The sequence below is a fragment of the bacterium genome, from assembly GCA_021372775.1.
Lineage (GTDB): Bacteria > Acidobacteriota > Polarisedimenticolia > J045 > J045 > JAJFTU01.
The window spans coordinates 1-7,042 of the sequence record JAJFTU010000008.1 but is presented as its reverse complement, the minus strand read 5'-3'; the positions used below and the strand labels follow the sequence as shown (position 1 = coordinate 7,042).

The 7,042-nt window shown below is 67.6% G+C and carries 9 protein-coding genes and 1 tRNA gene; all 10 read right to left on the bottom strand.

Features of this window, described 5'->3' with window-relative positions; all coding sequences use genetic code 11:
- Window positions 1-2,986: DNA-directed RNA polymerase subunit beta (gene rpoB, locus LLG88_00340; protein MCE5245361.1), on the bottom strand; the 2,986-nt coding region annotated here is incomplete at its 3' end.
- Between the two features lie 287 nt (window positions 2,987-3,273).
- Window positions 3,274-3,651 carry a 50S ribosomal protein L7/L12 gene (gene rplL / locus LLG88_00335; protein MCE5245360.1) on the bottom strand — a complete coding sequence of 126 codons (378 nt, stop codon included), beginning with the start codon at window positions 3,649-3,651 and terminating at the stop codon, window positions 3,274-3,276.
- 98 nt (window positions 3,652-3,749) lie between these two features.
- The gene (gene rplJ / locus LLG88_00330) at window positions 3,750-4,307 is read right to left on the bottom strand and encodes a 50S ribosomal protein L10 (protein MCE5245359.1); all 558 of its coding nucleotides are present in this window, start codon (window positions 4,305-4,307) and stop codon (window positions 3,750-3,752) included.
- A gap of 16 nt (window positions 4,308-4,323) precedes the next feature.
- On the bottom strand, window positions 4,324-5,040 hold the full coding sequence (gene rplA, locus LLG88_00325; GenBank protein ID MCE5245358.1) for a 50S ribosomal protein L1: 717 nt from the start codon (window positions 5,038-5,040) through the stop codon (window positions 4,324-4,326).
- An 11-nt stretch (window positions 5,041-5,051) separates the two neighbouring features.
- Window positions 5,052-5,477: a 50S ribosomal protein L11 gene (gene rplK / locus LLG88_00320; protein MCE5245357.1), complete on the bottom strand. Its 426-nt coding sequence runs from the start codon at window positions 5,475-5,477 to the stop codon at window positions 5,052-5,054.
- Between the two features lie 214 nt (window positions 5,478-5,691).
- Window positions 5,692-6,207 carry a transcription termination/antitermination protein NusG gene (gene nusG, locus LLG88_00315; protein MCE5245356.1) on the bottom strand — a complete coding sequence of 172 codons (516 nt, stop codon included), beginning with the start codon at window positions 6,205-6,207 and terminating at the stop codon, window positions 5,692-5,694.
- Between the two features lie 98 nt (window positions 6,208-6,305).
- Window positions 6,306-6,515 (bottom strand): preprotein translocase subunit SecE, encoded by a 210-nt coding sequence (secE, locus tag LLG88_00310; GenBank protein MCE5245355.1) that lies wholly within the window; start codon window positions 6,513-6,515, stop codon window positions 6,306-6,308.
- A gap of 50 nt (window positions 6,516-6,565) precedes the next feature.
- Window positions 6,566-6,641 (bottom strand) — tRNA-Trp (locus tag LLG88_00305).
- Between the two features lie 44 nt (window positions 6,642-6,685).
- Window positions 6,686-6,835: a 50S ribosomal protein L33 gene (rpmG, locus tag LLG88_00300; GenBank protein ID MCE5245354.1), complete on the bottom strand. Its 150-nt coding sequence runs from the start codon at window positions 6,833-6,835 to the stop codon at window positions 6,686-6,688.
- Between the two features lie 66 nt (window positions 6,836-6,901).
- The coding region (tuf, locus tag LLG88_00295; protein MCE5245353.1) for an elongation factor Tu at window positions 6,902-7,042 on the bottom strand (141 nt) is incomplete at its 5' end.

The following is a 7,042-nucleotide window of genomic DNA, read 5'->3' as shown; positions in this document are numbered from 1 at the left end:
GCTCCTCCTCCGAGAGGCTCATCTGACGGGAGAACTTTTCGGTCGCGATCACGATCCCTTCGACTCCGGACGGAACCTCCAGGGAGTCGTTCTTCACGTCCTCGCCGGCCCGCCCGAAGATCGCGTGCAGCAGTTTTTCTTCCGGGGAGAGCTCGCTCTTGCTCTTGGGGCTGACCTTGCCGACGAGGATGTCGCCCGGCCCGACGCGGGTACCGATACGAACGATGCCGTTCTCGTCGAGGTTGGCCAGCGCCCGCTCAGAGACGTTGGGAATGTCTCGGGTGAACTCCTCGCGCCCCAGCTTGGTCTCGCGGATCTCGATGTCGTACTCGTCGACGTGGATGCTGGTGAAGACATCCTCTTTGATCAGCCGCTCGCTGATGACAATGGCGTCCTCGAAGTTGTAACCCTCGTAGGTCACGAAGGCGACGAGCACGTTACGGCCCAGGGCCAGTTCGCCGTTCCGGCAGGCCGGCCCGTCGGCGATGATCTGCCCGGCCTGGACCTCCTGGCCCAGGTGGACGATCGGCCGCTGGTTCAGGCAGGTCCGCTCGTTGAGGCCCTGGAACTTGCGGAGGACGTACTCGTCGGTCCCGTTGATCTCGATGCGGGTGGCGTCCACGGCCGTGATCTTCCCGCTCGTGCGGGCCTTGATCACCATGCCGCTGTTCTCGGCCACGTGCTTTTCCATGCCGGTGGCCACGATGGGCGGCTCGGTCCGCAGCAGGGGCACGGCCTGGCGCTGCATGTTCGAACCCATCAGGGCCCGGTTGGCGTCATCGTGCTCGAGGAACGGGATCAGGGCCGCCGACACGCCCACCGTCTGCTTGGGCGAGATGTCGACGTACTGGATGTCCTTGGAATCGACCACCGCCAGGTCGCCGTTCATGCGGGCGATGGCCGCGCCGGCCTGGAGCTTGCCGCTCTTGACGTCCACCACCTCCGGCGGGGCGAGCACCGCCCGCATTTCCTCGTCGGCCCGCAACAGGACCGTGGACCCGTTGACCTTGCCCTTCTCCACCTTGCGGTAGGGCGTGACGAGGAAGCCGTAGTCATCGACGGTGCTGTAAATGCTCAGCGAGGCGATCAGGCCGATGTTGGTGCCTTCCGGCGTCTCGATCGGGCAGATGCGGCCGTAGTGGGTCGGATGGACGTCGCGGACCTCGAACCCGGCGCGCTCGCGCGACAGGCCGCCCGGCCCGAGGGCCGAGAGGCGGCGCTTGTGCGTGACCTCGGAGAGCGGGTTCGTCTGGTCCATGAACTGCGACAGCTGCGAGCTGCCGAAGAACTCCTGGATCGCGGCGACGACCGGCTTGGCGTTGACCAAGTCGTGCGGCATCGCCGTCGTCATCTCCTGGTAGACCGACATCTTCTCCTTGATCGCCCGTTCCATCCGGATGAGGCCGATGCGGAACTGGTTCTCGAGGAGCTCGCCCACCGAGCGCACGCGGCGGCTGCCGAGGTGGTCGATGTCGTCCAGCGGCGCCTCTCCCCCCGGCAGGCGGAGGAAGAAGTTGATCACGGCGTAGAAGTCGTCCGGATGGAGGATCTTCTCGTCGAGCGGACGGTTGATCTCCAGCTTCGTGTTGAACTTCAGCCGGCCCACGCGCGAGAAGTCGTAGCGCTGGGGGTCGAAGAACATCGCGTTGAACAGCTTCTGCGCCGCGTCGACCGTCGGCGGGTCGCCGGGGCGCATCTTGCGGTAGATCTCCATCAGCGCGTCGTTCGGCGTCTTGACGGAGTCCTTCTGCAGCGTGAGGTGGAGGACCGGACCCGTCGGGTCGGTCTCGGGGAAGAAGACCGTGATCCGGTCGATCCCCGCGTCGCGGAGCTTGGCGAGGTCGCGCGATTCGACCTTCTCGTTGACGTCGACCAGCACCTCGCCGCTCTTGGGGTGGACGACCGGCTCGAGGGCCACCGCGCCCGAGAACTCCTCGTCGGCCACGCCGACGTTGGCGATCCCGGCCTCTTCGAGGCGGCGCAGGTTGGCCTTGCGGATCTTGATCCCCTTGCGCAGGACCGGCTTCCCCGCCGCGTCCTTCACTTCGTTCAGCGCCCGGCGCATCAGCAGCCCCGGCCCGACGCCCCACTCCACGTGGTCCGGCTCGAGCTGGATCTCCGTCGGCGTGTAGAACTGCCGCAGGATCTCCTCGTCCGCGGCCAGCCCGAGGGCGCGGAGGAAGACGCTGCCGAGGAACTTGCGCTTGCGGTCGATCCGGACGTGCAGGAGCTGCTTCTGGTCGAACTCGAACTCGACCCACGCGCCGCGGTACGGGATGACCTTGGCCATGTAGGTCACGCGGTCCGGCGTCGCCTGGAAGAAGACGCCCGGGCTGCGGTGGAGCTGGCTGACGATGACGCGTTCCGTGCCGTTGATGATGAACGTGCCGTTGTCGGTCAGCATCGGCAGCTCGCCGAAGTAGACCTCCTGCTCCTTGATGTCGCGGATGCTGCGCGCGCCGGTGTCCGGATCCTTCTCGTACACGACGAGGCGCACCGTCACCTTGAGCGGGACGTTGAAGCTCATCCCGCGGGCCTGGCACTCCTCCATCGAGTACTTGTACTTCAGCCCGACCGGCTCGCCGCACTCCTCGCAGATCTCGAGGTTGTTGCGGGTCGTCTCGCCGCAGTACGGGCACGCCAGCTCCGCCGCCTTCGCGTCGCGGGCCACGAACGGCCGGCGGCAGCTCGGGCAGACGACGCGCAGCCGCTCGATCCCCTGCAGCCGGTCGCACTTGCAGCCCCACGAGCCGATCGAGTAGCCGACGAACTCGAGCGAGCAGGTCTCGCGGAAGTCGTCGATCGGGAAGATCGACTTGAACACCGCCTGAAGCCCGCTGTCCTCGCGGTCTTCCGGGGCGGTGTACATCTGCAGGAACCGTTCGTACGAGCGCTTTTGGACTTCGATCAAGTTCGGAACCTTGATGCTGCTCGCGATCTTGGCGAAGTCGTGGCGGGCGGGGGAGATCTTCTCGGCGGTCGCCATCGGGATCCCTTCAGAGGGCCTGCGGCCGCGAGGCGCCGGCGGCGCCCCGCGGAGAGCGGACGGAAAGGCGACAGACCACGCCCTTCCGCCCTGTCGAGCGGATCGGACGAGGTCTGTCGCAACGGTTCGGCACGGACCGGGAGTGCGCTCTCTCGGGCCTGCTCCGCCCCGGGCCCCGGGGTCCGAGGGGCAGGGTACAGCTTGCGAACCTTCGCGCCCGGCGACCGGCTCCCGGCCGCCAGGCGCGACAGCGCGAGCCTCCGGGGCTCGCCGTCGAAACTGTTATCTTACTTGATCTCGACGGTGGCGCCCACTTCGGCGAACTTCTTCTTGATGTCCTCGGCCTCGCCCTTGGACACGCCTTCCTTGACCGGCTTCGGCGCGCCCTCGACCAGGTCCTTGGCTTCCTTCAGCCCGAGGCTGGTCACTTCGCGGACGACCTTGATCACGTTGATCTTCTTGTCGCCGACCGCGGTCAGCACGACGTCGAACTCGGTCTTCTCTTCGGCCGGAGCCGCCGCCGCGCCCGCCGCCGGAGCCGCGGCCACCGCGACCGGCGCCGCCGCCGACACGCCCCACTTCTCTTCGAGCATCTTGACCAGGCCGGCCGCCTCGAGAATGGTCAAACCGCTCAACTGCTCAGCAATCTGGTTGAGATCAGCCATTGTCTGCGTTCTCCCTCAGCCGGCCAGCGCTCCGCCGGTCCGGGTTTCCTGACATCGCCAACGCCCGCGCGGCCCTGTGCGGCCCGCGGCGCGATTCCTCAGTTCTGCGCCTCGGGAGCGGCCTCTTCGCCGCCGCCCAACGTCTTGCCCCGTTCGTCGATCACCCGCGCCACCTGGGTGGAGGGGGTCCCGAGCAGCCGGACCAGCATCGTGGCCGGCGTGTTGATCAGCGCCAGCAGCGTGGCGCGGATCTGCTCCATGCTCGGCATTTCCGCCACGGCCTTCGCGTCGGCGCCGAGGACCACCTGGTCCCGGTCGATCAGGCCGGCCCGGAGGTCGAGCTGCGGGTGGTCCTTGGCGAACGCCACCAGCCCCTTCGCCATCGACACCGGGTCGCTCGGGTGGTAGACCACCGCCGTCGGGCCGCGGAAGGCGTCGTCCAGCTTGTGCACCGGACCGTCGCCGGCCGCGCGCCGGGCGAGGCGGTTCTTGACGACGCGCATCTTCGCGCCCTTCGCCCGGAGGGCGGCGCGGAGGGCGTTCACGTCGTTGCTGGCCAAGCCGGCGAGGCTGACCAGGAAGAGGCTGTTGGCCTCGGTGAAGACGTCGCGGATCTCCGCGATCAGGGCTTCTTTTTGCGAGCGGGTCCGAACCATCGTCAATCCTCCGCGGTCAGGCCCGCTCGGCCTGCTGCAGCTTGTCGACCTCGGCAAGGTCGATCGGGATGCTCGGGCTCATCGTCGCCGAGACGAAGCAGGACTTGATGTAGCGGCCCTTGGCCGAAGACGGCTTGGCCCGCTGCACGGCCCCGACGAACGCCTTGAAGTTCTCGAGCAGGTTCTCGGCGGCGAACGACTTCTTGCCGATGATCCCGTGCACGATCGAGGTCTTGTTGACCCGGAACTCGACCTTGCCGCCCTTGATCTCCTTCACCGCCTGGCCGATGTTCGGCGTCACGGTGCCGGTCTTGGGGTTCGGCATCAGGCCGCGCGGGCCGAGGACCTTTCCCAGCTTGCCGAGGTCGCGCATCACGTCCGGCGTGGCGACGACGGCCTGGAAGTCGAGGTTCCCGCCGGTGATCTGCGTCACCGCCTCGGGGCCGGTCCAGACGATGTCCGCGCCCGCGGCCTGCGCGTCGGCGACCTTGTCCGGGCCGACGATCGCGAGGACCTTGAGCGACTTGCCCGTGCCGTGGGGCAGGACGACCGTGCCGCGGACCATCTGGTCGGCGTGGCGCGGGTCGACGCCCAGCAGCAGCGCGATCTCGACGGTCTCGTCGAACTTCGCGTAGGCGACTTCCTTCAGGCGGACCATTGCCTCGTCGAGGCCGAAGGCCGGCTTGTCCAGCTTGCGGACCGCCGCGGAGTAGTTCTTTCCGTGCTTAGCCATCTTCAGCCCCCTCAGTCCACGACTTCGATGCCCATGCTGCGGGCGCTGCCCATGACCGTCCGCACCGCCGCCTCGAGATCGGCGGCCGTCAGGTCGGGAGTCTTGGTCTTGGCGATCTCCTCGACCTGCTTGCGGGTCACCTTGCCGACCTTGTTGCGGTTCGGCTCGCCGGAACCCTTCTGGAGTCCCGCGGCCCGCAGCAGCAGCACCGACGCCGGCGGCGTCTTGGTGATGAACGTGAACGACCGATCGGAGTACACCGTGATCACCGCGGGGATGATCAGCCCTTCCTGCCCCTGCGTGCGGGCGTTGAAGGACTTGCAGAACTCCATGATGTTCACGCCGTGCTGCCCGAGCGCGGGACCGACCGGCGGCGCCGGGGTGGCCTTGCCGGCGGGGCAATGGAGCTTCACCAGCGCGACGACTTTCTTGGCCATCTTGTCCTCGCGGACGCCGGGACGTTCGTCCGGCGTCCATCATGGCGGTTCCAGCGCGGCCCCTTCGCGGGTCTTCAGCCGCTCCCGCCCTACTCTTCCCGGCCCCGCCGACGCGGCGCCGTCGGGCGTCCGGCGCCTGCGGCGCCGGCGGCCCTGGGGTCATTTCCGCCCGTGCTCCCCCGCGCCCGCCTTGCGGCCCGCGCGGGGTCCGGGATCACTCCGGCCGCTTGACCTGGTGGAACTCCAGTTCCACCGGCGTGGCGCGGCCGAAGATGCTCACCATCACCTTCAACGTGGCGCGGTCTTCGTTCACGTCCTCGACGACGCCGGTGAAGTTGCTGAACGGCCCGTCGATGATCTTGACCTGCTCGCCGACGTGGTAGTCCATCTTAGGCTTCGGCTTCTCCTTCGTCACCGAAACCTGATTGATGATCCGGTCGACCTCTTCCTGCGGCATCGGCAGCGGCTTCTGGCCGCCCCCGACGAAGCCGGTCACCTTCGGCGTCGAACGCACGACGTGCCACGCCTCGTCGGACATCTCCATGTGCACGAGAACGTAGCCGGGGAAGAACTTCTTGCGCGTGGTGATCTTCTTCCCGTCGCGCAGCTCGACGACCTCCTCGGTCGGAACGAGGATCTCGCCGATCTTGTCGCCCATGCCGTAGGCGTCCGCCCGCTGGCGCAGCGACTGCTTGACCTTGTTCTCGAAGCCGCTGTAGGTGTGGATGATGTACCACTGCCGAGCGGAGGCATCCCCCCCGTCGGCCGCCGCCGCCGCGTCCGTCTGGCCTTCTCTGCGCTCTTCGTCCACGATGCCGCCGTCGCCCGTCAGTTTCCGGCGACGCCGCGGAAGAGCAAGTACTTCTGGGCGGTGCCCAGCAGCAGGTCCACCCCGTAGAGGTAGACCGACACGATCACCACCGTCACGACGACGACGACGGTCGTGCCCTGCACTTCGTTCCGCGACGGCCAGGAGGTCCGCTTGAGCTCCTTGACGACGTCGTCGAAGAAGCTCCGAATCTTGCGGAAGAATTTCACCCTGTCCTCCGTCTCGCTTCAGGCCGCCCGCCCCGGCGTTTCGCCGCGGCTGGCAGGGCAGGAGGGACTCGAACCCCCAACCTGCGGTTTTGGAGACCGCTGCTCTACCAATTGAGCTACTGCCCTGTGGTCGATCTCCCCGCCCGCCCCGAGGGGCCGCGCCGTCGACTTCAGCGCGATTCCTTGTGGGGCGTGTGCTTGCGGCAGAAGCGGCAGTACTTCTTCAGCTCCAGCCGGTCGGGCGTGGTCTTCTTGTTCTTCTTCGAGGTGTAGTTGCGCTGCTTGCACTCAGTGCAGGCCAGCACGATGTTCTCGCGCATCGCCGTTTCCGTCCGGCCTCGCGGGGCCGTCTAGCGTGGCGGGGCCGGCGGGGCCGGCCCCGTGAATCACTTGATGATCTCGGTCACCGAGCCGGCGCCGACCGTCCGGCCGCCTTCGCGGATGGCGAAGCGCAGCCCGCGGTCCATCGCGATCGGCTGGATCAGCTCCACCACCACTTCCAGGCGGTCGCCCGGCATCACCATCTC